Here is a 24356-nt window from a genome sequence, read left to right as displayed (position 1 = left end):
CGGAATTGTGTGCTCCACCACAGGTGAAGTCCGTCGCCGGTGCTGAAGTTGATCACGACCGACGAGCACACCCGCTGCCCTCCTGACCAGGGGGCGATCCGGCCTGCTCGAGAACACGCAAAGCACCAGGGGGATCCCATGCGCATAGGCAACTCGCCGCGCACAGCCGTACGTCGAGTGACCGTTGCTGTGGCAAGCATCGCCGCCACCGCCGTCTTCACCGAAGCGTGTCGGATCCGCTGAGCGCGAGGCTGTGAAGGCATTCATCGGCATCACCGCGATCTCCAGCGCCTGCAAGAAGTGAGGCAGCAGCCATGAAGTCGATCGAAGTCATAGCCGTCATCGCGCTCGTCGTCGAGGTGGGGCTGATGGGGCCGGCACGGTTCGGTACCGAGCGGCGGCACTGGAAGCACCATCTGAAGCGAGGTCCGAAACCGCGTACCGGTGACGATGTCGCGCATGCACCCGCAATCCTGTACGGGCTCGCAGCCGTGGCCGTGACGGTCGCCGCGGTGGCCGCACCGCTGGACATGAGCCTGTCCACGGTCGGCACGATCGCGATGTTCGGGGTCCTCCTGCCGGCGTTCGCCGCGAACTCGGTGATGGTGCTTGCCTCCAGAGGCCGCCCCGAAGCCGTGACCCGTCTGCAGCGGTGGGCCGCCTTCGCGGTGGCCGTCGGCGGCGGAGCCGTATCGGTGGGTCTGGCGGTCTGACGAGCCGCTGTACGAGGTGACAGGCCCGGGCCGCGCAGGCGGGCCGGGCCTGGGCCGACCGGCTTCCGGTGGGTGCGCGGATCTTCACGGACCACCGGGAACTCGCTCATCACAGGCCGGTGGGCCACGAACCCCCAAGAGCCCGGGGTAGAGCCACACACCCGCCGACGGCGACCTGACCGCCGCCAAGCGGGGTGCGGGTCGGCGCGGTCCGCCGCCCGCGTCCGTACACCTGGTGGCGCATCGCCCTGGTGGTGACGATCCGAGGGTGCTCCCTGATCGAGCGGGTGGTGCCCTGGAAGAACCCGGCGCAGGCGGCGGACGCGCCAGGACGGGAGCCCAGGCGGGCGTCGGGCTGCGGACCCGCGGGGGCGGACCGAGAATGGACGGCGAGGGACACGGCCAGGTCCGCCTGAAGGGACGTGCCCATGCGCGCAGAGTCGCCGTCCGCGCAGAAGGGCGCCTTCGTCGCCTGCGCTGTCGCCCTGTTCTGCATCCAGGTCGACTTCTTCGCCCTGAACCTGGCCATCCCCGGGATAGCGGCCGAGCTGGACGTCACCCCTTCTGCCGCCCAGTGGACCCTGTCCGCGTACATGCTCGCCGTGGGCTGCTTCTTCATCGTGGGCGGCAGGGTGGGCGACGTCTTCGGCCGGCGCGGCACCCTGCTCGCCGGCATCGCGCTGTTCGCCGCGGGGTCCGTGGCCTGTGCGCTCGCCCCCGGGCTGCCGCTGCTGGTGGCCGCCCGTGTCGTCCAGGGCATCGGCGCCGGATTCGTCTTCCCGGTGTCCGTCGCGGTCATCAGCAACGCCTTCCCCGGCGAGAACCAGGGCCGTGCGCTGGGCGCCGCGTTCGGAATCGCCAACATCGGCACCGCTCTCGGGCCCTTCGTGGGCGGCGGGTTCACCGAAGGCCCGGGATGGCGCTGGATCTTCTGGCTGCTCGCCCCGCTCAGCGCACTCGCGCTGATCGTCGCGGTCCGCTCCGTCCCCGACTCCCGTGACCCCTCGGCGCCCCGCCAGCTCGATCTGACCGGCTGCTTCACGATCGTGTGCGCTCTGGCGGCCGTCACGCTGGCCGTGGAACGCGGCAGCGCGTGGGGCTGGGACAGCGTCCGCACCCTCGCCCTCTTCGGTGTGGCGGCGGTGGCGGGCGGACTCTTCCTGCTGCGCGAACGCCGGGCCCGGCACCCGCTGGTCGATCTGCGTCTGTTCCGCAACACCTCCTTCGACCTGGTGACGGGCATGGGCTCGGTCGCCAACATGGGCTACGGCGTCACCGTCTTCGTCGCGACGCTCTACCTCCAGGGCGTACGCGGTCTGTCCCCGCTGATGGCCGGCATCGTCTTCCTGGCCCCCGCGCTGCTCGTGGCATGCGCCGGGCCTCTGGGGGCCCGGCTGGGGACGCATATGCGGCCCACCGCGGTGATGGCGCTCGCCGGGCTGATCGCCGGAACGGGGATGATCGCGCTGAGCCAGGTGACGGCCTGGTGGCTCTACATCCCCGTCTTCGCCTGGTGCGGGCTCGGCCTCGGACTGGGCTGGACCTTCGCCAGCGTCGCGACCCAGCAGGTCGTACCGCCGGCCAGGGCGGGCGAGGCGTCAGGGGTGGTACTGACGTTCCTGGTCACTCTGGGCGCGATCGCCCTCGCGGGCGCGGCGACCACGATCACGGCGATGACTCCGGAGAGTCCTGCGGAGGACGCGTACGACACGATTCTGCGCTTCGGCGGAGCGGTGATCCTGCTGGCGTCGGCCGTCGTGATGGTGGTGCGCCACCGGCTCGTGGTCCACGGCAAGGTGCCACCGCTGTCCCTGCACGCGCCGTGGCCACCGCCGGACTCGGACTCGGACTCGGACGAGAGCAGGGGGCCGCGGCGGGGGTGAGGTGTACAGGGGTGCGCGGCAGGGGAGTTGGGCCGCGACCGGCCCGGGCCGACGGGGTCGAGGGCCGGGCGGGGACTGCGGGTGGCCGGGGCCGCGTCGGCCGGGATCCGGGAGTGACCAGGGCTCTCCTGTTGTGCGGTGGCCTGGCCCACGTGATCCGCATCCGACCGCGCCGGCGCCTGAGTACGCGTACTCAGGACCAACACCCGTGCCCCGGCGCACAATCGCCGCATGCATCGTCTGACGCCCGCCGCCGCCGGTCTCCTGCTCGTGCTCGCCGTACCGGTGCTGGCGGGGTGCGGTACCGAGAAGGCCCCCGAACCGGCCGCTGAACGGGCCGCCGCCTCGGCGTCCGCCTCCTACGAGGCCGCGCGGAAGACCGCGAAGGCCGAGCACGACCGCCGCTTCAAGGACGTGGCGGCGATCTGCTCCGACCGTGGGCCGAGCGCATCCCCCGAAGCCACCGCGTCACGGTCGATGGACCCGGAGGCGCAGAAGTACGCCGAGAACCACGCGTTCAAGCGGAAGGCACCCCTGTCGGGCGATGCCGCCTGCCGTGGTGAGGCGCATGCGAAGCGCATCGCGCGCGGGCTGGAGGGTGTCCGGGACGAGCCCGCCCTGCGTGCCGCACTGAGGCGGCTCGGCTACGGCAGCGCGGACCTGGAGGTCTACGGGACGGGTGGCTCGCTCGGCTTCACCTTCCTCGTGCCGGACACCGGGCCCTGCATCACAGGTCTGCTCGGCACACCCCCCGACGTGGAGTCGCACGGCTTCTTCATGGAGGGCGGCTGCAGGGAGCCCAAGGGCGGTCACTGACCTCCGGCCGCGCAACGCGGGGGGCATATTCAATCGTTCAACCAACAGCATTACGCTGTGCCCACCACAGCGCTCGCTGTGACGCCTGAGGCGTGGGAGACGCCTGGGCGACAAGGGGTGGGGAGAACCGCATTGATGCTGCGGCATGCCGGAAGACGTCGAAGAACCGCGTACGGCGCACTGATCGGGACGCTCGCCGCGAGCGCCGTCGTCCTCGCGCCCGGATGGGGGCAGGCCGCCGGGGGGCCGTCCGCCCCCCCGGGGCAGGCGCCCGTCCCGTCCGCCGGGGCGACGCTCGCCACCGGTGAGCGGCTGGAAGTCGTCCCGCGCCGTGGGCAGTCGGCACCCGGCTTCCGCGTCGTGCCGAAGAGCCAGGGCGGACAGCCGGGCCGGTACGCCTACAGCGTCCTGGACGGAAAGCTTCAGGTGCGGCCCGTCGGGCTGCGGCAACCGGCCAGGTCCACCACGGTCGGCATCGGATCGCCGACGCGGTCCGCTCCCGCTCCGCGCGCCGCGTACTCCGTGAAGATCCAGCTCACCGGCACCGATCACTTCGGGCCCATCATCCAGGTGTGGAACCGCAAGACCTGGGTCTACCACGAGGTCGCCGCGGAGCAGTTCGGCAACTCCGGCAAGGTCTCGCTGCCGCCCGGCGACTACATCACCGTCGGGATGTACAGCAACTGGCAGCAGCCCGACCACCTCCTCACCAAGACGTTCACGGTGAAGGACCGAGGCCTGACGGTGACGTTCGACCCGGCTCTCGCCAAGGAGACCGCCATCACGGCGGACGATCCGTCCGCGCGCCGCGCCTCCGCGGCCGTGTCGCTCCGCATGCCGAACGGGGACGTCGTCGGTTTCCTCGGCGGTTGGGGCAACAAGGTCTACGCGACGCCCTTCTCACTGCCCGGTGCCTCGCTGCGCGTCCACGAGGTGCTGGTCAAGGACGGGTCGGCGGCCAACACGCCCAGCCCGTACCGCTACGACCTCTACCGCAACTTCCCGGGCGGGGTGCCCGCCTCGCCGCGGGCCCAGGTGCGCACGGCCGACCTGGCACGGACGGTCACCACGCTGCGTGCGGCGGGAGACGACACCACGGGCTGGTTCTCGTCGTACCCCTCCGTCAGCGACTCGTCCGGCGTCTACCTCCCGACCCCGGTCCGGGTCCCCTCCACGGTCACGGAGTACGCCACGCCCGGCCAGGCCTTCGGCCGCATGCTGTCCTACGACGGCGGCCCCACGGTCACCGCCGAGCCCCGCACCCTCCCCCAGGGCGCAGGCCCGGCCGAGACGTTCGGTGCCGCGCCCTTCGCGCTGCGCTCCTTCCCGCCGTCCGGCGCCGTCCAGCGGGGCACCAAGCTCGAGGTGTACGAGCCGTGGGCGTTCACCGACTCGCTCGGCCACGCGGGCAGCGACTACGACTCCGTCCAGGACTTCCTGCTGACCTCGCGCGGTACGAAGCTCGCCGAGACGAAGGGCCTCGAGACGCCCAAGGTGTGGTCCGCCGCGGTCCCGAGGGCGCAGGCGCCCTATGAACTGACCCAGACGGTGCGGCACACGGGGCGGCCCACGCGGCTCTCCACCCGGCAGACGACCGAATGGGCCTTCGTCTCCGACGGCTACTCCGGCTCCGCCACCGACCTGCCGCTCGCGGACGTCGACGTCCGTGTCGACGGACTCGACGCGCGCAACGCGGCAGGCGCCTCCCCCGTCACCGTGGAGGCGCTCGCCACCTCCCGCAGGCAGGGGGCGACCGCGAGCGTCACCGGCCTGGAGTACTCCGCCGACGACGGCGCGACATGGACCGCTCTGCCCGCCGCGGACACGGGCGGCCGGGCGACGGCCGAACTCTCCGTCCCGCAGAACGCGCGGTACGTCTCGCTGCGCGTGAGCGGCAAGGACTCGGAGGGATCGACCGTCCGCAGAGCGGTGATCCGGGCGTTCGTCGGCCCCGCGCCGGCGGCCGACGAGACCGTGGGCTCCATCAAGGTCACGAACGTCGTCGTCAACAACGGCAGGGTGATCGCGCCGGTCATGTACGACGACCCCAACAGGGAGCCGTACACGGTCCGGTACACCGTCACCGACCCGGCGGGCGTGGCGGACACGGGCGTCGTCCTGCACCGGAGCGACCCGGGCCGGCCGGACGCGGTGATCCGTACCTGGACCCCGGAGTGCACCCCGGTGGACGCCACCACGTCCACGTGCGAGGCGCCCTTCCAGCTCAATGCCCGCGGCCAGCTCGGCCGGAACGATCTCGCCGGTGAGTGGAAGGCGGCCGTCTGGGCCCGCTCCCTCGACGGCCGGAGCTTCACCGACCGGAGCGATCTCGCAACAGCCCAGATCCTGCGCGAGACCCGGGTGACGATCACCGCGCCGACGGTCCCGGTGACCAAGGGCAAGGCGTTCGCAGTCTCCGGCATCGCCGGGATCGCGGACTGGTCGACAGGTCGCTGGAACGCCCTGCCGGGCAAGGCGGTCCAGCTGGAGTTCCGCCGTCCCGGCACCTCGGCCTACACGATCGCCGCCCATGTGACCGCCGACACGACGGGCACGGTCAAGGCCGCGCCGAAGGCCGCGTACGACGCCAACTGGCGGTGGCTGCTGCCGCGTACGCCCGGTGTGGGGGCCGCCGCGTCACCGGTCGTCTTCGTGGACGTCCGCTAGTGCCGGATCGGCAAGGTTCGTCCGTCGAGGAGTGAGGGTCCCCCCACGCCCGCATGGCGTGGGGGGAGCGTCCGGTGCGTGCTGTCGCAAGGCGGCCGGAAGTCCTGGTAGCGGAGCTGCCAGGGCTTGTGGCTGCACCTCCCGTGCCCGAAGGGCTACGGATGGGGGTACCTCCCGTGCCCGAAGGGCTACGGGGGAATGCAGGCGCGACAGGGCAGAGCTTGCCGGGAGCGGCACCAGGGACACGGACGAGATCGTCACACGCGAGAAGGGGGCGCCCTGACCGGGCGCCCCCTTCCTGCGTCTCCGCGCCGGTCTGCGTGTCAGTCGAACCAGCGGTTCCGCGCCAGTTCGTCCGTACGCGACGGGTCCTCCAGCAGGGCCGCCACCTCGAAGCGGCGCGGCCACTGGGCCGCCGTCCACGCGAGGCCCGCCGCCACGCCCTCCACCGTGGACGCGTGGATCACCCCGTCCGGGGTGCGGCGCCACTCCAGTTCGGTGCCGCCCGCGATCAGTTCGTCGTGCTCGACGTACGTGGCCGGGGTGCCCGCGCCCAGCAGGACGTGCACCGATTCCGGGACCTCGTACTCCTCACCCTCGGTCGCGACCTCCGCCGCCACCGTCTCGCTCAGCCGGCGGACCTGGAACAGTTCCGCCAGCTCCGTAGCCCGGGACGGAGCCACCGGCAGCAGCGGGATGCCGGCGGTGAGCGGGAGGAGGTCGGGGGCGTCGGCCACGACCGCGTCGGACGCGTCGACCACCCGGACCTCTCCGTCCACCACCGCGCGGAGCTCGTCCGGCAGGGTCACCTGCTCCGGGTCGAGCTCCGCCAGCGCCGTGTAGAGCGCGTGCAGTTGGGCCGGCCGCACCGGCAGGCCGGGGTCCGCGAGGCGGCCGAGCAGCTCGGCCGCGCCGCCGGGCTCGTCGAGGAGGGACGCCACCGACGTCCGTACGCCCAGCGCCCGCAGGACCTGCGCGTCGTCGAAGCCGGTCGCGTCGACGGCCTCGTACAGCCCTTCGAGCAGCGGATCGCCGCCGGCGGCCCGCAGCCCGGCGGGCCGCCGGCCGTCCAGGACGGGGTGGTCCCGCAGCCACCACGCGGTGTAGGGCCGCACGGTCTCCGTCGTGCCGTCCGGCAGCAGGACCCGTACGGCCTGGGTGAGCGCGTCCCGCAGCGGCGGCTGCGCCAGCAGCGCCAGCGCCTGCGGCCAGCGGTCGTCGTCCACCAGGTCCAGATCGCGCACCGCGACGATCTCCGTGGCGACCGGGGGAACGGGTGTGTCCGGCAGCCGGTCGAGCACGTCCTCGCACCAGACGTCGACCGCGTCCAGCAGGCCCGCGTCGTCGGGTTCGGCGAAGTCCCCGTCGCGGGGCTCCAGTTCGTCGGGGTCGAGGACGACGTCCGTGGCCCGTACCAGCGCGAAGTTCGCCAGCACCCCGCAGGCGGCGAGCGGCTGCTCGCCCCACCGTTCGGCCAGGTCCGCATCGCACAGCGCCAGCTCGTCGTCGCGCATCACGGCCGCGAACGGGCTGCCCGGCAGCACCAGTTCACCCGCCGGGGCGAGCTCCCCGTCCTCATCGGGCAGCGCGAGGGCGCCCAGCCAGGGCTCGTCGCCGGGTTCGAGACCCGCGTCCCGTACGAGCGTGAGCACGGTCTGCACGACCTCGTCGGCGTCGAGCGCGTCCTCGTCCCACATCTCGCCGGCGTCCATCGACCCGGCGACCGCGGCCCGCACCTGCGGCGTCGTGAGCACCGCACGCGGCGTCGCGGGCAGCGCCCCCAGCTTCTCCAGCAGCGGGTGCGCCGCGTCGGGGTGGACGACCTTCAGGCCGAGGCGGGCCAGCTCCTGCGGGGTGTCGGCGAGCGGAAGCAGCGTCTGCCGCGGCCCGATCGTGGTCCGGGAGTCCGCCAGCGGGACGGGCAGGCCCGTCAGCCGGTCGGGGTCGACACCGGCGAGGCTGTCGTAGAGCCGCCGCCACCAGTCCGGTTCGCGCTCCAGCCCCGCGAGCCGGTCGATCGCCTCGGTCAGCGGGACCCGGGCGACGCCGAGCGTCCGCAGCTCCACCCGGCGCTCCAGCCCGGCCGGCAGCAGACTCGGCAGGACTTCGGCGAGCACCTGCACGGTCTCCGCGCCGGCGCCCTCCAGGACCTCCGCCTCGATCGGCCGCAGCCCGGCCGAGGACTCGCCCACGGGCAGTCCGGTGTCGTCCCGTCCGGACCACTCCCCGGCGACGTCGCGCGGGGCCGCCGCCTCCAGGAACGCCGTACGCGGCAGCAGCCGCAGGATCGCGGCCCGCAGTGCGCCGTCCAGTTCGCCCTTGCCGAGCGGGCCCGGCACCAGGTCGATCGTGCCGACCGTGACGGGCTGCCAGTCGCCGAGCAGCTCGGCGTAGGCCTGCGCGGCGCGCTCCACGAGGAAGTCGGTGAGCGGCCCGGGCGCGGGATGGCGGCGCGTGGTGTCCAGCGGAAGTGTGGCGATCAGCAGTGCGGGGACACCGAGGGGTTCGTCGGTGGGGGTGGGCGCGTGCACCACGGGTGCGGTGCGCGGCTGGGCCGGCGCGCCCTCGTCGTCGACGGGCACGGCCCAGGTGACGGCCCAGTGGGGCCGCAGGCGCTCCTCGACGGGCCGGTCCGCGAGCAGGGCCGGTGCGAGGCCGCCGCCGTGGCTGACGACACGCCAGCGCCGCTCGCCGTGGACGCTGTCCTGGACGTGGACGTAGGGGCCCTGGACGGTGCGCCGCAACTCCCGTACGCCGTCCGGGGTTTCGATCACGATCTCGGTGAGGCCCGGGAGGGTGAGGAGCAGCGCGTCGTCGACCCCGGCGAGGAGCCGCTCCACGAGGTCGGCCGCGGCGCCGTCGCGCAGCGGCAGCACGACGACGGTGTCGTACCCCTCGGGGGCGGTGCCCTCGGCGGGCAGCGGCAGCCGCAGCAGCGGTACGTGCCCGTCGCGGCGGCGCAGCTCGTCGCCGAGGCCGGGGCTCGCCTGGGCGGCCTCCTCGGCCAGACCGCGCGCCTCGGCGAGGGACCAGCGGACGCCGCCGTGGCGGCCGATGACCGCGGGTTCGTCGCTCACGGCGAGCACGGCCGCGAAGCCGACGCCGAACCGGCCGACAGCGCTCTCGCCGCTGTCGCGCTTGGCGGAGGCACGCAGGGTGCTCAGCGATTCGACGCCGGTGGCGTCCAGGGCCGCGCCGGTGTTGGCGGCGGCGAGGACCGGTGGTGCGTCTCCGGTGCCGGGGTGCAGGGTCAGCCGCAGGCGGCCGGCGGTCCCGGCGCGGGCGGCGGCGTCGGCGGCGTTCTGGGCGAGCTCGACGACGAGGCGGTCACGGTAGCCGCCGAGGACGAGGTCCTCCTCGGCGTTCGCGTCCTCCCGGAAGCGAGCGGGGCTCGCACCCCACGCGTCGAGCACGCCGCGCCGCAGCCGCGCCGTCCCGAACGGGTCGGCCCACTCGGTCGTCCTGACGCTCACGCTGTGACTCCGCTCTTCCGCTGATGCCGCCGGTGCCGTGCTGCCGGTACTGCCGGTACTGCCCGGACTCGTGCCGGCGGTGATGCCTGTGCGGCCGAAGGTACCGCGTACCGAGCGCGGGGCGTCCAGAGGGCGGAAGGACCTGTGTCCACCGATTTGTCCCCGAACGGGGGCGGATCGAGGGCGGGCACGACGGAGAGCCGGGTGGATCACCACCCGGCCCGATCCGTACGGCAGGCGTTATGCGCGGCAGAGGTCGTCCGCCGGGGAGCGGCGAACCGGGCGGGACGCCGCGAACCCTACGAGTGACCGAGGTCGTCCGAGTCCGCGTCCGGCTCCGAGGACACCGAGCCCCCGTCGCGGGAAGGCCGCAGCGGGAACGCGTCCGCCCCCATCGAGTCGAGCACGTGCGGTGCGGGCGTCGGCGTCTTCGGCATCACGGCGGCCTCGGAGTGGCCACCGCAGCCGTACGCGAAGGACACGACATGCCCGTCGGCGGGCGAGAACTCGTTCGCGCAGAGGCCGAAGGCCTGCCCCAATGAGCCGCCGACCCGCACGAGGAACCCGCACGAGACACAGGGAGCGGGGGCCGCCTGCGCCATCGGGGTGTTCGGTCCGAAGGACTCCTCCCAGCGGGCGGCCGCGGCGCGCAGGCCGTACCGGGACAGCACCCGCGCCCGGCGCAGGCCCAGCTCCTCGGCGATCGACGTGATCGCACCCCGGCCGTTGCCCCCGGTACCCGCGGGCCTGCGGTCGGTGAGCTCGGCGTCCTCGTCCTCGACGCGTTCGGCCAGGTCGTGCAGCGTCTCGGCGACGGCCGAGTTCGGCGGCGGCGCGTCCTCGCCGGTCCAGCCGGGTTCGAGGCGCAGGTCCTCCGCCTCGGTGGGCAGCAGATCGCCCGGGCCCATGTCGCCCGGCCGCAGCCGCTCGCTCCAGGGCACCCACTCGGGGGCCAGCAGCGCGTCGGGTCCCGGCAACAGGACGGTCTCGTCGAGCGTCACGACCTTCGCGCGGGAGGCGCGGGCGACCGTGACGGCCCAGCGCCAGCCGCGGTAGCCGGGTTCCTTGCTCTCGAAGAAGTGCGTGACGACGCGGTCTCCCTCGGACACGAGGGACACATGCTCGCCGACCACTCCTGGGGCAGCGGCCTCCTCGGCCGCCTCCCGGGCAAGGTCTACCGCCTCGGCGCACAGACGGTCGGGGGTTCGGCTTCGCGTCGTCGCAGCACTCACAGGTCTCGCTTCTCTCCTACGCCGTCTCACGGGTGCGCCGGCCGATTCGTGAGGGACGGGCCGCAGGCGGAGCGGACCAGAGGGCCGCATCGACGTCCGCGCCCAGACCAACCTGTCTCGGGCACACCTATCTTCATCCATTCTGCGGGATGCCGAAGAGGCGCGCGGCCGAGAACAACCGCCGGTGGCGCGCTACGCACGCTACCCCCTCCGCAGCCCGCCGCCCACCTGCCCGCCCCAACAAGGGTCCAACTACGCCGCATCTCGGTTCGTCATGGCGGGGCTTGGGGCACTATGACGTGGTGGCAACCGTGAGGTCGTCGGAGCGAACCGGGCCGGTCGGGAGGGCGGGCCGGGCGGTCGGACGCGCCCTTCACCTGCCGTTCACCGGCACCGCCCGCGGCATCCGGAAAGCGACACACGCGCACGGCGCGGGCGAGTCGGGTCTCGGAAAACTGATCGAGCTGCACGCGGTCAACGGCGCGGGCGATGTCATGATCACCGTCGCGCTGGCGACGACGGTCTTCTTCTCCGTGCCGACGGACGAGGCGCGCGGCCGGGTGGCGCTGTATCTGGCCATCACCATGGCGCCCTTCGCCCTGCTCGCCCCGGTCATCGGCCCGCTGCTGGACCGCATCCCGCACGGCCGGCGCGCGGCGATGGCGGGCGCCATGCTCACCCGGGCGGTGCTCGCGGTGACGCTGTCCGGCGCGGTGGCGACGGGCGGCCTGGAGCTGTATCCGGCGGCGCTCGGGGTGCTGGTCGCGTCCAAGGCGTACGGAGTGGTGCGCAGCGCGGTCGTGCCACGTCTGCTGCCACCGGGGTTCTCGCTGGTCAAGGCGAACTCCCGGGTCACCCTTGCCGGGCTGCTGGCCACCGGGATCGCTGCGCCGATCGGGGTGGGGCTGCAGAAGATCGGGCCCGAGTGGCCTCTGTACGGGGCGTGTGCGCTGTTCCTGCTCGGCGCGTACTGGGCCTTCACCATGCCGCCGAAGGTGGACTCGGCGAAGGGTGAGGCCAAGGCGCACATGCTCACGCACGGGGAGAAGAAGCCGAGCCTGCGCACGGTCGGCCCCTCGGTGCTGCACGGTCTCCAGGCGAACGCGGCGTTCCGTGCCCTGTCCGGGTTCCTGATCTTCTTCCTCGCCTTCCTGCTGCGCGAGCATCCGCTGGCCGGGCAGAGCGCGGCGGTCTCGCTCGGGATCGTCGGTGTCGCCGCGGGTGTCGGCAACGCGCTCGGCACGACGGTCGGGGCCTGGCTGAAGTCACGCGGCCCCGAGGTGATCATCGCGACGGTGCTGGCGGTGGTGCTGGCGGCCGCGATCACCACGGCGGTGTTCTTCGGCGCGGGCATGGTGGCGGTGCTGGGCGCGTCGGCCGGTCTGTGCCAGGCGCTGGCGAAACTGTCTCTGGACGCACTGATCCAGCGCGATGTGCCCGAGCAGGTCCGTACGTCCGCGTTCGCCCGCTCGGAGACGCTGCTCCAGATGGCGTGGGTGGTCGGCGGCGCGATCGGCATCGCGCTCCCGCTGAACGGCACGCTGGGCATGTCGGTGGCGGCGGGCATCGTGGGGGTGGGCGCGGCGCTGTCGGTACGGGGCCTGCTGACGGCGGCGCACCGGGGCGGCCACCCGCGGCCGAAGGTGGCGTAGGGCGCCGCCTCATGGCCCGGACCTCCGCCTGTCCGGCGCCCGCACCTCCAGCCTGTCCGGCGATTGAGGACACGGCCGAAGGACGTGCCCCACAGAGACAGCGCGGGTGCCTGCGGGGCTCCGCCCCGAACCCCGCGCCTCAAACGCCGGCGAGGCTGAAATCCCGGACCCGCACTCCCGGCCTCGGGACACTCGGCCCGTCGGGCATTCGAGGGGCGCGTCCAGCCCGTAAGACACAGGGCCCGCACATCCAGCCCGTCCGGCGATTGAGGACACGACCGAAGGACGTGCCCCAGCGACGGCGCGGGTGCCTGCGAGACGCGGCCGACCCGTATGGCACAGGGCCCGTGAGTCCAGCCCGTCCGTCTCAGGGCCCGCACATCCAGCCCGTCCGGCGATTGAGGACACGGCCGAAGGACGTGCCCCACAGAGGCGGCGCAGGTGCCTGCGGGGCTCCGCCCCGAACCCCGCGCCTCAAACCCCGGCGAGGCTGGAATCCCGGACCCGCACTCCCGGACCCCGGGATGAGCGGACATTCGGCCCGTCGGGCATTCGAGGGGCGCGTCCAGCCCGTAAGACACAGGGCCCGCACATCCAGCCCGTCCGGCGATTGAGGACACGACCGAAGGACGTGCCCCCGCGCCTCACACCGGCGAGATCGCGGTCAACGCGTACCGCGGGCAATTCGGGCGACACGCCACCCCCGCGCCGACCCGCGCCCCCGGCCCGATAGCCTTTCGGCCATGACCGCTGCGTTCTTCTCCGGCAAGCGCCGCCGTGCTGCTGCCGCCGTCGGTGCCGTCTCCGCCGGGCTCCTCGTCCTCTCCGCCTGCGACAAGCCGACACCGCTCGCGACCGTCACGGTCGGGACGAACTCGGTCAGCACCGAGGCGGCCTGCTACAACGACGGTGACGCCATCAAGGAGTCCCTGATCCAGGGCTGCCTGAACAAGAAGGACGGCAAGACCGTCAAGGTCGCGATGGACGACAAGGTCCGCTTCGGCGTCGACCCCGAGATCGCCGACAACGGCTGGACCCTGTTCATCGGCGGCCAGCAGGCCGAGCAGGAGCCGTACAAGAAGACGTACCGGACCATCCCCGGCAACGCGTTCTTCGCCTCGCAGACCGGCGAGACCACGAACAAGGCCCAGGTCAGCATCGTGGAGACGGACGGCAAGAAGCTCGTCGGGATCTGGCACTTCACCCTCGAGAAGACCTCCTGACCCCAGGAGCAAGGCTGTGCGCGTACTTGTCGTGACCGCGGTGGCGGCGGAGGCCGGATCGGTCGCCGCCGGCCTCGCGGGTTTCGCGGACGGGAGTCCGCGGACCCTGCCGGGCGGCTACGCGCTGACGCGGTACGCGCGCCCCGCGACCGGCGCGCAGACCCCGGCCGTACTCGTGGACGTCCTCGCGGCCGGCGTGGGTCCCGCGGCGGCGGCGGCAGCGACGGCGACCGCCCTGACCGCGCGGACACACGAGCAGGCACAGGCGCTGACGGCGGGACCCGCACAGGCACCATCTGACGCCCGCGGCGCCCTCCCGCCCTACGACATGGTCGTCTCCGCCGGCATCGGCGGCGGATTCCCGCCCCGCGCCCCGCTCGGCACGGTCGTCGTCGCCGACGAGATCATCGCCGCCGATCTGGGCGCCGAGACGCCCGACGGATACCTCCCCGTCGACGAGCTCGGATTCGGCCGCACCACCCATCTCCCGCCCCCCGGGCTGCCGGGCCGCGCCGCGAAGCTGCTGGAGGCCGGCGGGCTGCCGCATCTCGTCGCTCCCGTGCTCACCGTCTCCACGGTGACCGGCACCGCGCGCCGGGCCGATGAGCTGACCGCGCGTCACCCCCGCGCCGGAGCCGAGGCGATGGAGGGGTTCGGGGTCGCCGAGGCCGCCGCCGCCCACGCTCTGCCCGTCCTGGAGATCCGTGCGGTCTCCAACCCCGTCGGCCCGCGCGACCGCGACGCCTGGCGCATCAAAGAGGCACTGGACTCCCTGCGGCACGCCTTCCAGCTGCTCACACCCCTGTTCGAGGAGTCGCCGTGACCCTGCAGATCGCGTACTCACCCTGCCCGAACGACACGTTCGTCTTCGAGGCGTGGGCGCACGGCCGGGTGCCGGGCGCGCCCGGTGTCGATGTCACCTTCGCGGACATCGACATCACCAACGGCATGGCGGAGCGCGGCGAGTCCGACATCCTCAAGGTCTCCTACGCCGTACTGCCGTGGGTGCTCGACGAGTACACCCTGCTCCCCTGCGGCGGGGCGCTCGGCCGCGGCTGCGGTCCGCTGGTGCTGACCCGTGAGCCGGGTGTGGACCTGCGGGGGAAGACGGTCGCGGTGCCGAGCGAGCGCTCCACCGCATATCTGCTGTTCCGGCTGTGGACGGCGGACCTCGTGCCGGGAGGCGTCGGCGAGGTCGTCGTGATGCCGTTCCACGAGATCATGCCCGCCGTGCGCGACGGCAAGGTGGACGCCGGACTGGTCATCCACGAGGCGCGCTTCACCTACCAGAACTACGGGCTGCACTGCCTCGCCGACATGGGCGAGCACTGGGAGTCCACCACCGGGCTGCCCATCCCGCTGGGCGCGATCATCGCCAAGCGGTCGCTGGGCGCCGGGACTCTGCGGCAGCTGGCCGAGTCGATCCGTACGTCGGTCCGCATGGCCTGGGACGATCCCGCGGCCTCCCGCACCTACGTACTGGAGCACGCCCAGGAGATGGATCCGGCGGTTGCCGATCAGCACATCGGGCTCTACGTCAACGAGTTCACCGCCGACCTCGGCGAGGACGGCTACGCCGCGGTGCGGGGGCTGCTGACACGCGCGGCGGCCGAGGGGCTGGTACCGCCCCTCGGCCGCGATGCGCTGGGTTTCGTCGACAACTGACGGGGCCCGGCGGCCCGGTCCGAAGGACAGCCCTCAGACGTCCAGCTGGTCCGCCACGGCGCGCAGCAGGCCGGCGATCTTCTTGCCGTGCACCTTGTCGGGGTAGCGGCCGCGCTCCAGCATCGGTGTGATGTTCTCCAGCAGCGTCGTCAGGTCCTGGACGATGGAGGCCAGCTCATCGGGCTTGCGGCGCTGTGCCGCCGCCACGGACGGGGTGGGGTCGAGAATCGTCACCGACAGAGCCTGGTCGCCGCGCTGACCCGCGACCACGCCGAACTCGACACGCTGACCGGGCTTGAGCGCCTCCACCCCGGCGGGCAGAACCGACGAGTGCACGAAGACGTCGCCGCCGTCGTCGCGGGAGAGAAAGCCGAAGCCCTTCTCGCTGTTGAACCACTTGACCTTGCCGGTAGGCACGTCTGTCCTCGTCCTCGTACTCTTGGGGCGCTGGGGCACCGGAAGATGGGCGCCGAAAAACGGCTCTGGATAGCACTACAGCGGGTCGCCTGACCCGCCACCCCCAAGGCTAATGGTCCAGGGGCCGGTGACAAGACGTCGCCGATCGGTTCCTACGCGCAGGGAACTACCCTGGCCGGATGACTGCTACTCCTCCCGCCCCCGGTGACGGGCTGGTCCGTGCCGGTGCCATCGTCTTCATCGTCGGCGCGGTCGCCACACTGGTCACGGTGGCACCGTTGTTCCTCGGCACCGAGCCGTTCCCGTCCCTCGCGTACGCGGTCTGCATGCTGATGGGCGTCGGCTTCCTGATCGCCGCCGCCGGTGTGCTGCGCTCCATCGCGGTGCAGCGCCGCGCGGCCAGGTCGGCACAGGCGGCGCATACACCTCAGGCGGCCCGTCCCGCCGCGTAGTCGCGCAGCCAGGCCGGGAACGTCATGAGGTCGTCGAGCACCACGTCCGCGCCGGCTTCCCGCAGTTCATCGGCGGTGCACGGGCCCGTCGGCACCGCGACGGACAGCGCCCGCGCGGTGCGCGCGCCGCGCACGTCGCCCGTGTGGTCGCCGACGTACACCCGCGCGCCGTGCTCCCGCAGCGCCTCCCCCTTGGCCTCCGCCCACAGCCAGCCGATCACCGCGTCCGGCTCGATGCCCAGGTGCGCGAGGTGGAGCTTGGCGTTCGGCTCGTGCTTGGCGGTGACGACGATCGCGCGGCCGCCGAGCTCCTGGACCGCGGTCACCGCCTCGCGGGCTCCGGGCATGGCGAGGGTCGGCCCGATCGCGTACGTGGGGTAGAGCTCGCGGTACCGGTCGCCCATGGCCTGGATCTGCCGGTCGGGGAACCAGTGCGCCAACTCCTGCTCCAGCGGCGGGCCGAGCCGGGTGACGGCCAGGTCCGCGTCGATCCACACGCCCGTCTCCGCCGCGAGCGCACGGTAGGCGGCGTGGATGCCCGGGCGGGAGTCGATCAGCGTCATATCGAGGTCGAACCCCACGGTGAGGGGGCCTCCGGGACGGGCCGGGGACGCGGGCGACGGGCCGGGTGAGGGGTGCGATGCCATAAGACCATTGTGCCCATCGGGCCGCGCGGACCCTTCCGTAGACTCAGGCAAGCCTTACCAACCCCTTGTCCCGTTCGATTGGTCCCCATGTCAGCCAGACGCGCGCTCGCGGTCCGCCGCATCGGCTGGACGGCCGCCGCCGTCGCGGCCCTGCTGTTCGCGATCCTGCTCAGCCTCGCGGTGGGCGCGCGGGCGATCGCGCCGACGGCCGTACTCGACGCCCTGCTGCACGGCGGGCACAGCGACGCCGCCGAGGTCGTCCGCGAACTGCGCGTCCCGCGCACCCTCATCGGCCTGATGGTCGGCGCGGCGCTCGCCCTGGCCGGCACGGTCCTCCAGGGCATCACCCGCAACCCGATCGCCGACCCCGGCATCCTCGGCATCAGCCAGGGCGCATCGGTGAGCGTGGTCCTCGCCATCGCCTTCGCGGGGATCCACACGCTGACCGGGTACGTCTGGTTCGCCTTCGCCGGCGCGGCAGTCGCGTCCGTCGCGGTGTACGCGATCGCCGCGAGCGGCAGGGGCGGCGCGACCCCCGTGAAGCTGGCGCTCGGGGGCGCGGCCATCAACGCGCTGCTGGTGTCGGTGACGATGGCCGTGCTCACGACGAAGGCGGCGACGCTGGAGGAGTTCCGGTTCTGGCAGGTGGGGTCCGTGGCCGGCCGGGACGCGGAAGTCGTCGGCCAGGTCTGGCCGTTCCTGCTGGTGGGCACGGTGCTGGTCGTCTCGGTGGCGCGGGGTCTCGACGCGCTGGCGCTCGGCGAGGACGTGGCGAAGGGGCTCGGCCAGAACGTGGCGACCGTGCGGATCGTGGGCGGGGTGGGCGCGACGGTGCTCACCGGCGTGGCGGTCGCGGCGGCCGGCCCGATCGCGTTCGTAGGCCTCGCGGTGCCGCACATCGCCCGCGCGATCGTGGGCGGCGACCACCGCTGGGTGCTGCCGATGGCCGCGCTGATCGGCCCGGTGATGCTGCTGGTGTCGGACGTGATCGGCCGGATCGTGTTCCCACCCGGGGAGATCCCGGCGGGTGTGATGACGGCCCTGATCGGCGTTCCGTTCCTGGTCGCCCTGGTCCGCCGCAAGGCGGTCCCGGCGTGAGCGCGACCCTCCACCGGGGCGGCGCCGACCGGTCCGGCCACCGCACCCGTGACCGCGACACCCTCAGCCGCAGCACCCTTACCCGCCACACCTGTTCCCGTACCACCCACCGCGCAGGGGCCACGACATGAGCAGCACCACCGTCCGCCCCCCGGGGTACGCCCTGGTGCGAGCCGGGCGTGGCTCGTACCTCCTGCACCGGCGCGCCGCCGTCACCGCCACCGCTCTCGCCGGGGCGCTCGCCGTCGTCTGCGTCGCCTACCTCTGCGTGGGCCAGAGCTTCGTCGCGCCCGGTGAGGTCGTCCGGGTGCTCCTCGGCCGCCCCTCCGCGGACGAGCTGGTCGTCGGCACGCTGCGGCTGCCCCGGATGACCGTCGGGCTGCTCGTCGGCGCCGCCTTCGGCATCGCGGGCGCGCTCATCCAGACCGTCGCCCGCAACCCGCTCGCCAGCCCCGACATCATCGGGATCAGCCAGGGCGCGAGCGCGCTCACGGTCGGGGCGATGACCTTCGGGCTCACCTCGTACACCGTCCTGCCCTACCTCTCGGTCGCCGGCGGTATGGCGGCCGCCGCGCTCGTCTATGTCTTCGCCTGGCGGGGCGGTCTGCACGCCACCCGCTTCGTCCTCATCGGCATCGGCTTCGCGATCGCGCTGCGCTCGGTCACCACGCTCTTTCTGACGAAGGGCGACGTGCTCGTCGCCCAGCAGGCCCAGATCTGGATGACCGGTTCGCTCAACGGCCGGGGCTGGGAGGAGGCGGCGCCCCTCGGCCGGCTGCTTCTCGCGCTGGTCCCGGCGATCCTGTGGGCGGCCCGCGCCCAGCGGACCGTCTCCCTGGACGACGACACCGCGACCACGCTCGGCGTCCGGCTGGGCCGCGTACGCCTCGGGCTCGTCCTCGTCGGTGTGGTGCTCGCGTCCGTGGCGACCGGCGCCGCCGGACCGGTCGACTTCGTGGCCCTGCTCGCGCCGCAGATCGCCCGCCGGATGACGCGGACCGCGCAGATCCCGCTGCTGTCTTCCGCCCTGATGGGCGCGGTGATCGTCGTGCTCGCCGATCTCCTCGCCCGGAAACTTCTCGCGCCCACCGAACTGCCGGTGGGCGTGCTGACGGCCGCCGTCGGCGCCCCGTACCTGATCTGGCTCATCGTCCGGAGCCGTACCGCTGGAGGAACGTCGTGAGCAGGCTCACCGCGCGCGGGCTGACGCTCGCCTACGAGGACCGCACGGTCGTCCACGATCTCGACCTGGCCGTCCCCGACGGGAAGGTGACGGTGATCGTCGGCCCGAACGCCTGTGGCAAGTCCACGACACTGCGCGCGCTCGGCCGGCTGCTCAGGCCGAAAGGCGGGGCCGTCCTGCTCGACGGCGACGAGCTCGCGAAGATCCCGACGAAGCGGATCGCGCAGTCGATCGGACTGCTGCCGCAGTCTCCCGTCGCCCCCGAGGCCATCACCGTCGCCGATCTCGTCTCACGCGGCCGTCAGCCCCACCAGGCCTGGTGGAAGCAGTGGTCGCAGGAGGACGAGCGGGCGGTCACGGACGCGATGGCGCGCACCGATGTGACCGCTCTGGCGGAGCGTTGCGTTGACGAGCTCTCCGGCGGCCAGCGCCAGCGGGTGTGGATCGCGATGGCGCTGGCCCAGGAGACGGACCTGCTGCTGCTCGACGAGCCGACGACGTTCCTCGACATCGCTCACCAGGTGGAGGTCCTCGACCTGATGCGCCGGCTCAACCACGAGCGCGGCCGCACGGTCGTCGCCGTGCTCCACGATCTCAACCAGGCGGCCCGGTACGCCGATCACCTGGTCGCGATGAAGGCGGGCCGGATCGTCGCGGAGGGGCATCCCTCGCAGGTCGTCACGGCCGCGCTGGTACGCGAGGTCTTCGGCCTGGAGTCGGTGGTGGTCCCGGACCCGGTGACGGGTTCGCCGCTGGTGGTACCGGGTAGTCCGTGGTCGGCCGGGACCGGGGACCGCGTCCCGGCGCAGTCCGAGAGCACCGGTCCGGTCGGCCGCACGTCCTGACCACCGCCGGCCCCCGCACGGCTCACCGCTTCCGCGCCCGCCACACCAGATAGAGCGCGGAGGCGAGCGCCGCGCCCTTCAGCACCCAGGGCCAGGTCCCGGCCAGCGCGTCGCGCATGCCGTTCTCCGGGACCGGCTCGCCCCAGCGGCCCTCGAACCGGCCCCAGAGCCAGACCAGTCCGCCGGTCACGGCGGCTCCCGGCAGGCCGAAGACCGCCGTCTTCACCTCCGCGGGCGTCAGCCGGCGCGAGCCGTACGCGAGGAGCCAGCCGAGGCCCAGCGCGAGCCAGTTGCCGAGGAGTGCGCCCGCGACCAGCAGCGCGGCCGCGAGCAGCAGGAACGGGTTGCCGAAACCCGCCCGGGGCACGGCCTCCTCCGCGCGGCGTCGCAGCCGGGGCCGCCAGCGGCGGCGCGCGACGACCGTCTCCGTCGCCTCGCCGGCCGCTTCCTCGCTCTCGTACCCCGCCGCCTCGGCCTCCTCCTCGGCGGCCCTGGCGGCCCTCGCCGCCAACTCCTCCTCGGTGGGCGGGGGTTTGAGTATCTCGGGGATCTCCACCCCGCCGGTGAAGCCGGCCACGCTCTCGCCCGCACCGAACGGCTTGGGCTCGACCCGCCACCAGTCCACCCCGTCGGACGGCCCGAGCTCGTCCATACCGGCGAGATGGGGCGGCGACGCGCCCACCGGCGGCTGCGGATTCCCGGGCCGTTCGCGGGCCGTTCCGGTGCGCGGCCCAGGGACCCGGCGGCGTACGCGCTGGGCCGGCAGATCGGCGGTGGGCAGAGGTTCCGGCGGGGCCGCACGCGAGGGTGTGTGCCGGGGGGCCGGGGCCTGTGCCGGGCCGTCACCGTCCGAGGCGGAGGCGACCACTTCGTCCGGTGTGCCGAGCCGTCCGAGGATGCGGCGCACGGCCGCCGGGCTGTCGGACACGGCTTTCGCGCGCTGCCGGTCGATCTCGCCGCGCAGTGCCGACACCAGCTTCATCCGGGTGCCGGACGGCAGCTGTTGCTGCTGCGCCAGGTCGCCGACCCGGCTCAGATAGTCGTAGACGAGCTGGTCGCTCTCGATCCCCACGGCCGTTTCCCCTGACGTTCCCCTGCCGGGCCGCCCTGTCTTCCCGGGCCCGCCCTGTCCCCGACCGTAGCGCTCCAGGGTCTACCGTGGGGCGGATGGGGACCATGCCCGAAGGAAGCAGCAGTCCGCGCACGCTGGCCGAGGCCCTGCGTACCCGCGACGACGAGGAGCTGGCGGCGCTGCTGCGCGCCCGCCCCGATCTGCTGAACCCCGTACCCAACGATGTGACGCAGCTGGCCACCCGTGCCGGCACCCGCGCCTCGGTCGTGCGGGCACTGGAGCGTCTGGACCGGTTCGCGTTGCAGACCGCCGAGGCGCTGGCGGTGGCCCCCGACCCGGCCCCGTACAAGACCCTGCTGGCCCTGCTGTCCGGTGACGAGGGCGACCCGGACGTCGAGGCGGCCCTGCCGCGTGCGCTGGGTGTGCTGCGCGGGCAGGCGCTGGTGTGGGGCGGTGACGACCGGCTGCGGCTGGTGCGCACCGCGCGTGAGCTGCTGGCCCCCTCCCCCACCCGGCCGTCGCCGACCGGGCTCGGCCCGACCGTCGCCGAGTCCACGTCGGGGATGTCGCCGGGCCGGCTCCAGGACATCCTGGCGGCCGCCGGGCTGTCGACGACGCACGATCCGGTGTCCGCGGTCGCCTCGCTGACCTCGCTGTTCACCGACCGCAGACGGATGGGCGCGCTGCTGGACACCGCGCCGACGGAGGCGCTGACGGTCCTGGACCGGCTGGTGTGGGGTCCTCCGTACGGCGAGGTGACGGCGAATCCGGCGCCGCCCGTCCAGTGGCTGCGCGACCACGGGATGCTGCTGCCCGCCTCGCCGCGCACCGTGGTGCTGCCGCGTGAAGTGGCCCTGCATCTGCGGGGCGGCCGGGCGCACCGGGTGCCGGAGCCGGTGCCGCCCGCGGTGGGGCCCGCGGCGAGCGCGTCCCTCACGCAGGGCCGTCCACAGGTTGTGGACAGCACCGCGGCCGGCCAGGCCTTCACCGCGCTGTCGACGGTCGAGGACCTGCTCCAGGACTGGCACGAGGGCGGACCTGCCGTCATGCGGTCCGGCGGTCTGTCCGTACGCGATCTCAAGCGGGCCGCTGCCGCGCTGGACACCGGCGAGCAGATGGCCGCCTTCTGGATCGAACTCGCCTATGCGGCCGGCCTGTTGGCGGCGGACGGCGAGGCCGACGAGCGGTACGCGCCGACGCCCGCGTACGACGAGTGGCTCACCCTGCCCCCGGCCGAGCGCTGGGCGCTGCTGGCATCCGCCTGGCTCACCGCGACCCGTACGTCCGGCCTGATCGGCGGCCAGGACGCCAAGGGCCGCTCGCTCTCGGCGCTCGGTCCCGATCTGGACCGTTCGGCGGCCGCGGAGGTGCGCCGCCGGGTCCTCGATCTGCTGGCCGTGCTGCCGGCGGGCACGGCGCCCGACCCGGAGACGGTGCTCGCCAGGCTGCGCTGGGAGCGCCCGCTGCGGGGCGGGACCGGCGCGGACGCCAACGCCGCCCGCAGCGCCGCGGACGGTTCCGTGGATCTGCGCTCGCGGGTCGCGGCATGGACGCTGACGGAGGCGGAGACCCTGGGCGTGACGGGCCGTGGCGCCCTGTCGGCGCACGGCCGCGCGCTGCTCGGCCCTTCGGGGCCTTCGGGCACGGGCCCTGACGCTGCCCGCACCCCCGGCCCCGACGCCTCACGCACCACCGGCGCCGGCCCCGATCCGGTCGCTCTCGCCGCCGCCGCGCTCGCGCCGCTGCTGCCCGAGCCGCTGGACCATGTGCTCCTCCAGGCCGACCTCACCGCCGTCGCCCCGGGACCGCTGGAGCGGCCGCTCGCGGAGACGCTGGCCGTCCTCGCCGATGTGGAGTCCAAGGGCGGTGCGACGGTCTACCGCTTCACGCCCGGCTCGGTGCGCCGTGCGCTCGACGCCGGACGGTCCGCGTCCGACCTGCACACGTTTCTCGCGACCCACTCGCGCACGCCGGTTCCGCAGCCGCTGTCGTACCTGATCGACGACGTGGCCCGCCGCCACGGCCATCTGCGGATCGGCGCCGCCTCGGCGTACGTCCGCTGCGACGACGACGCCATGCTGGACGAGATCCTCGCCGACAAGCGCTCCCAGGGCCTGCGGCTGCGGCGCCTCGCGCCGACCGTGCTCGCGGCCCAGGCCGACCCGGGGGCCCTGCTCGACGGTCTGCGGTCCATGGGGTACGCCCCCGCCGCCGAGTCGGCCGAGGGCGATGTCCTGATCACCCGGGCACACGCCCGCCGTACACCGCCGCGCACACCTCCCGCGCCGGTCCCGGACGGACCGCCGGTGCCCGACCCCACGCTGCTCGGCGCCGCCGTGAAGGCGATCCGGGCCGGGGACCTCGCGGCCACCGTCGAACGCAAGCCCGCTCCCGAGCCCTCACCCAACGGCAGCCTGCCGCGGTCCTCCTCGGCCGAGACCCTCGCCACGGTGCAGGCCGCGGCGATGACGGGCTCGGCGATCTGGATCGGCTATGTCAACGCGGAGGGTTCGGCGAGCCAGCGCGTGATCGCGCCGGTGCGCGTCGAGGGCGGCTTCGTGACGGCGTACGACCACACCGCCGACGAGGTCCGCACCTATCCGCTGCACCGCATCACGGGCGTTGCGGAGCTCGCCGACGACTCCGCCTGACCCGGTCGGCGACCCGCGTCCGCACGGCCCGCCACTCGGCGCCGGGCCGGGTACGGGCCTTGGCCCGGGCGGCCTTGCGCTTGCGCTCGCGCTCCCGGTTGCGTTCCAGCCGGCGCTCCTCCGCCTGCTCCGCGCGCTCCTGGTCCCGCTGTCCCGGCCGCGCGAGCGCATGGAAACGGCGTCCGATCTTCCGCCCCACCAGGAGGTAGGCGATCAGCGCGCCGCTGGTGTTGAGGATGACGTCGTCGACGTCGAAGGCGCGGCCCTCGACGATCGCGCCCTGCGCCATCTCCACGAGCACCATCACGAGCGCGGTCAGCACCACGACCCGCACCATCCGCATCTTGCGCGGAACCAGCACGGGCAGGATCAGCCCGAACGGGGCGCCGAGCACCAGATTGCCGCCGACCTGCTTGCAGGCCGCGAGGAACGTGTAGTCCTCGGCGTACTGCCGCAGTGAGTTCCCGGGCCGCAGATTGGATCCGGCGATCTCCGACGAGGCCGGTGACGGGGTGAGCGTCAGTTTGGCCAGCACCGCGGAGAAGCCGACCAGTGCGACGAACCCCAGGACCATGATCAGAACGCGGAGGGCGGTCCTGCCCCATGAGACTTCTGCCACGACGCTTCCGGCCGTGGCGCCTTCCCGATGTACGGTCATGGCTCCCTG

20 protein-coding genes are annotated in these 24356 nt (G+C 73.5%); 13 read left to right on the top strand and 7 right to left on the bottom strand.

Annotated elements, in window-relative coordinates; translation table 11 throughout:
* The first annotated feature begins 314 nt into the window (after positions 1 to 314).
* Entirely contained in the window at positions 315 to 713 is a 399-nt protein-coding gene (locus RPQ07_RS20700) for a hypothetical protein (protein ID WP_313945656.1), read from the top strand.
* Positions 714 to 822: 109 nt separating this feature from the next.
* On the opposite strand, the gene RPQ07_RS20695 is transcribed toward RPQ07_RS20700, so the two are convergent.
* Positions 823 to 1143, bottom strand: coding sequence for a hypothetical protein (locus tag RPQ07_RS20695; protein ID WP_313945655.1), 321 nt, complete (start codon positions 1141 to 1143; stop codon positions 823 to 825).
* Here RPQ07_RS20695 and RPQ07_RS20690 point away from each other — a divergent pair.
* From RPQ07_RS20690 to RPQ07_RS20680, 3 genes are all read left to right on the top strand, one after another.
* Positions 1142 to 2596: an MFS transporter gene (locus RPQ07_RS20690; RefSeq protein WP_313945654.1), complete on the top strand. Its 1455-nt coding sequence runs from the start codon at positions 1142 to 1144 to the stop codon at positions 2594 to 2596. The genes RPQ07_RS20695 and RPQ07_RS20690 overlap by 2 nt on opposite strands.
* A 231-nt stretch (positions 2597 to 2827) precedes the next feature.
* The gene (locus RPQ07_RS20685) at positions 2828 to 3412 is read left to right on the top strand and encodes a hypothetical protein (protein WP_313945653.1); all 585 of its coding nucleotides are present in this window, start codon (positions 2828 to 2830) and stop codon (positions 3410 to 3412) included.
* Between the two features lie 135 nt (positions 3413 to 3547).
* On the top strand, positions 3548 to 6079 hold the full coding sequence (locus tag RPQ07_RS20680; RefSeq protein ID WP_313945652.1) for a hypothetical protein: 2532 nt from the start codon (positions 3548 to 3550) through the stop codon (positions 6077 to 6079).
* A 323-nt stretch (positions 6080 to 6402) separates the two neighbouring features.
* Here RPQ07_RS20680 and RPQ07_RS20675 read toward each other — a convergent pair whose 3' ends face one another.
* Entirely contained in the window at positions 6403 to 9552 is a 3150-nt protein-coding gene (locus RPQ07_RS20675; RefSeq protein WP_313945651.1) for a sacsin N-terminal ATP-binding-like domain-containing protein, read from the bottom strand.
* Positions 9553 to 9851: 299 nt separating this feature from the next.
* A complete protein-coding gene (locus tag RPQ07_RS20670; RefSeq protein ID WP_313945650.1) occupies positions 9852 to 10784 on the bottom strand; it encodes a DUF3027 domain-containing protein in 933 nt (310 codons plus the stop codon).
* 302 nt (positions 10785 to 11086) lie between these two features.
* On the opposite strand from RPQ07_RS20670, the gene RPQ07_RS20665 reads away from it, so the two are divergent.
* From RPQ07_RS20665 to RPQ07_RS20650, 4 genes are all read left to right on the top strand, one after another.
* Positions 11087 to 12436 carry an MFS transporter gene (locus tag RPQ07_RS20665; protein ID WP_313945649.1) on the top strand — a complete coding sequence of 450 codons (1350 nt, stop codon included), beginning with the start codon at positions 11087 to 11089 and terminating at the stop codon, positions 12434 to 12436.
* A 743-nt stretch (positions 12437 to 13179) separates the two neighbouring features.
* Entirely contained in the window at positions 13180 to 13659 is a 480-nt protein-coding gene (locus tag RPQ07_RS20660; RefSeq protein ID WP_313945648.1) for a DUF2771 domain-containing protein, read from the top strand.
* Positions 13660 to 13675: 16 nt separating this feature from the next.
* Positions 13676 to 14482, top strand: a complete 807-nt coding sequence (locus RPQ07_RS20655; protein ID WP_313945647.1) for a futalosine hydrolase — start codon at positions 13676 to 13678, stop codon at positions 14480 to 14482.
* Positions 14479 to 15324, top strand: a complete 846-nt coding sequence (locus RPQ07_RS20650) for a 1,4-dihydroxy-6-naphthoate synthase (RefSeq protein ID WP_313945646.1) — start codon at positions 14479 to 14481, stop codon at positions 15322 to 15324. The genes RPQ07_RS20655 and RPQ07_RS20650 overlap by 4 nt, the downstream gene beginning before the upstream one ends.
* Positions 15325 to 15357: 33 nt before the next feature.
* On the opposite strand, the gene RPQ07_RS20645 is transcribed toward RPQ07_RS20650, so the two are convergent.
* On the bottom strand, positions 15358 to 15741 hold the full coding sequence (locus RPQ07_RS20645) for a cold-shock protein (RefSeq protein ID WP_313945645.1): 384 nt from the start codon (positions 15739 to 15741) through the stop codon (positions 15358 to 15360).
* 179 nt (positions 15742 to 15920) lie between these two features.
* On the opposite strand from RPQ07_RS20645, the gene RPQ07_RS20640 reads away from it, so the two are divergent.
* The gene (locus RPQ07_RS20640; protein WP_313945644.1) at positions 15921 to 16193 is read left to right on the top strand and encodes a hypothetical protein; all 273 of its coding nucleotides are present in this window, start codon (positions 15921 to 15923) and stop codon (positions 16191 to 16193) included.
* Here the strand turns inward: RPQ07_RS20640 and RPQ07_RS20635 are convergent.
* Positions 16169 to 16840 carry an HAD family hydrolase gene (locus RPQ07_RS20635; RefSeq protein ID WP_313945643.1) on the bottom strand — a complete coding sequence of 224 codons (672 nt, stop codon included), beginning with the start codon at positions 16838 to 16840 and terminating at the stop codon, positions 16169 to 16171. The two genes, RPQ07_RS20640 and RPQ07_RS20635, sit on opposite strands and share 25 nt — an antisense overlap.
* A gap of 87 nt (positions 16841 to 16927) precedes the next feature.
* Here RPQ07_RS20635 and RPQ07_RS20630 point away from each other — a divergent pair, with 87 nt between their 5' ends.
* The 3 genes from RPQ07_RS20630 to RPQ07_RS20620 all read left to right on the top strand — a co-directional run bounded on the left by RPQ07_RS20630 (position 16928) and on the right by RPQ07_RS20620 (position 19966).
* On the top strand, positions 16928 to 17938 hold the full coding sequence (locus RPQ07_RS20630) for an iron ABC transporter permease (protein ID WP_313945642.1): 1011 nt from the start codon (positions 16928 to 16930) through the stop codon (positions 17936 to 17938).
* Between the two features lie 127 nt (positions 17939 to 18065).
* Positions 18066 to 19121 (top strand): FecCD family ABC transporter permease, encoded by a 1056-nt coding sequence (locus RPQ07_RS20625; RefSeq protein ID WP_313945641.1) that lies wholly within the window; start codon positions 18066 to 18068, stop codon positions 19119 to 19121.
* Positions 19118 to 19966 (top strand): ABC transporter ATP-binding protein, encoded by an 849-nt coding sequence (locus RPQ07_RS20620; RefSeq protein WP_313945640.1) that lies wholly within the window; start codon positions 19118 to 19120, stop codon positions 19964 to 19966. The genes RPQ07_RS20625 and RPQ07_RS20620 overlap by 4 nt, the downstream gene beginning before the upstream one ends.
* Before the next feature lie 22 nt (positions 19967 to 19988).
* Here RPQ07_RS20620 and RPQ07_RS20615 read toward each other — a convergent pair whose 3' ends face one another.
* Complete coding sequence (locus RPQ07_RS20615) at positions 19989 to 21038, bottom strand: hypothetical protein (protein ID WP_313945639.1); 1050 nt, start codon at positions 21036 to 21038, stop codon at positions 19989 to 19991.
* A gap of 95 nt (positions 21039 to 21133) precedes the next feature.
* Here RPQ07_RS20615 and RPQ07_RS20610 point away from each other — a divergent pair, with 95 nt between their 5' ends.
* Positions 21134 to 23689 (top strand): helicase C-terminal domain-containing protein, encoded by a 2556-nt coding sequence (locus tag RPQ07_RS20610; protein ID WP_313945638.1) that lies wholly within the window; start codon positions 21134 to 21136, stop codon positions 23687 to 23689.
* On the opposite strand, the gene RPQ07_RS20605 is transcribed toward RPQ07_RS20610, so the two are convergent.
* Complete coding sequence (locus RPQ07_RS20605) at positions 23652 to 24347, bottom strand: VanZ family protein (RefSeq protein ID WP_413777759.1); 696 nt, start codon at positions 24345 to 24347, stop codon at positions 23652 to 23654. The genes RPQ07_RS20610 and RPQ07_RS20605 overlap by 38 nt on opposite strands.
* Between the last annotated feature and the right edge of the window lie 9 nt (positions 24348 to 24356).

The organism is Streptomyces sp. AM8-1-1, assembly GCF_032229325.1.
Classification (GTDB): Bacteria; Actinomycetota; Actinomycetes; order Streptomycetales; family Streptomycetaceae; genus Streptomyces; species Streptomyces achmelvichensis.
The sequence above is the reverse complement of the archived record's forward strand: the minus strand, read 5'-3'. Positions and strand labels throughout refer to the sequence as shown.

Excerpts from the sequence above, each read along its gene's own strand:
- RPQ07_RS20700 (WP_313945656.1), top strand. The coding sequence starts at position 315 with ATGAAGTCGATCGAAGTCATAGCCGTCATCGCGCTCGTCGTCGAGGTG.
- RPQ07_RS20690 (WP_313945654.1), top strand. The coding sequence starts at position 1,142 with ATGCGCGCAGAGTCGCCGTCCGCGCAGAAGGGCGCCTTCGTCGCCTGC.
- RPQ07_RS20695 (WP_313945655.1), bottom strand. The coding sequence starts at position 1,143 with ATGGGCACGTCCCTTCAGGCGGACCTGGCCGTGTCCCTCGCCGTCCAT.
- RPQ07_RS20685 (WP_313945653.1), top strand. The coding sequence starts at position 2,828 with ATGCATCGTCTGACGCCCGCCGCCGCCGGTCTCCTGCTCGTGCTCGCC.
- RPQ07_RS20680 (WP_313945652.1), top strand. The coding sequence starts at position 3,548 with ATGCTGCGGCATGCCGGAAGACGTCGAAGAACCGCGTACGGCGCACTG.
- RPQ07_RS20660 (WP_313945648.1), top strand. The coding sequence starts at position 13,180 with ATGACCGCTGCGTTCTTCTCCGGCAAGCGCCGCCGTGCTGCTGCCGCC.
- RPQ07_RS20640 (WP_313945644.1), top strand. The coding sequence starts at position 15,921 with ATGACTGCTACTCCTCCCGCCCCCGGTGACGGGCTGGTCCGTGCCGGT.
- RPQ07_RS20635 (WP_313945643.1), bottom strand. The coding sequence starts at position 16,840 with ATGGCATCGCACCCCTCACCCGGCCCGTCGCCCGCGTCCCCGGCCCGT.
- RPQ07_RS20630 (WP_313945642.1), top strand. The coding sequence starts at position 16,928 with ATGTCAGCCAGACGCGCGCTCGCGGTCCGCCGCATCGGCTGGACGGCC.
- RPQ07_RS20625 (WP_313945641.1), top strand. The coding sequence starts at position 18,066 with ATGAGCAGCACCACCGTCCGCCCCCCGGGGTACGCCCTGGTGCGAGCC.
- RPQ07_RS20610 (WP_313945638.1), top strand. The coding sequence starts at position 21,134 with ATGGGGACCATGCCCGAAGGAAGCAGCAGTCCGCGCACGCTGGCCGAG.
- RPQ07_RS20605 (WP_413777759.1), bottom strand. The coding sequence starts at position 24,347 with ATGACCGTACATCGGGAAGGCGCCACGGCCGGAAGCGTCGTGGCAGAA.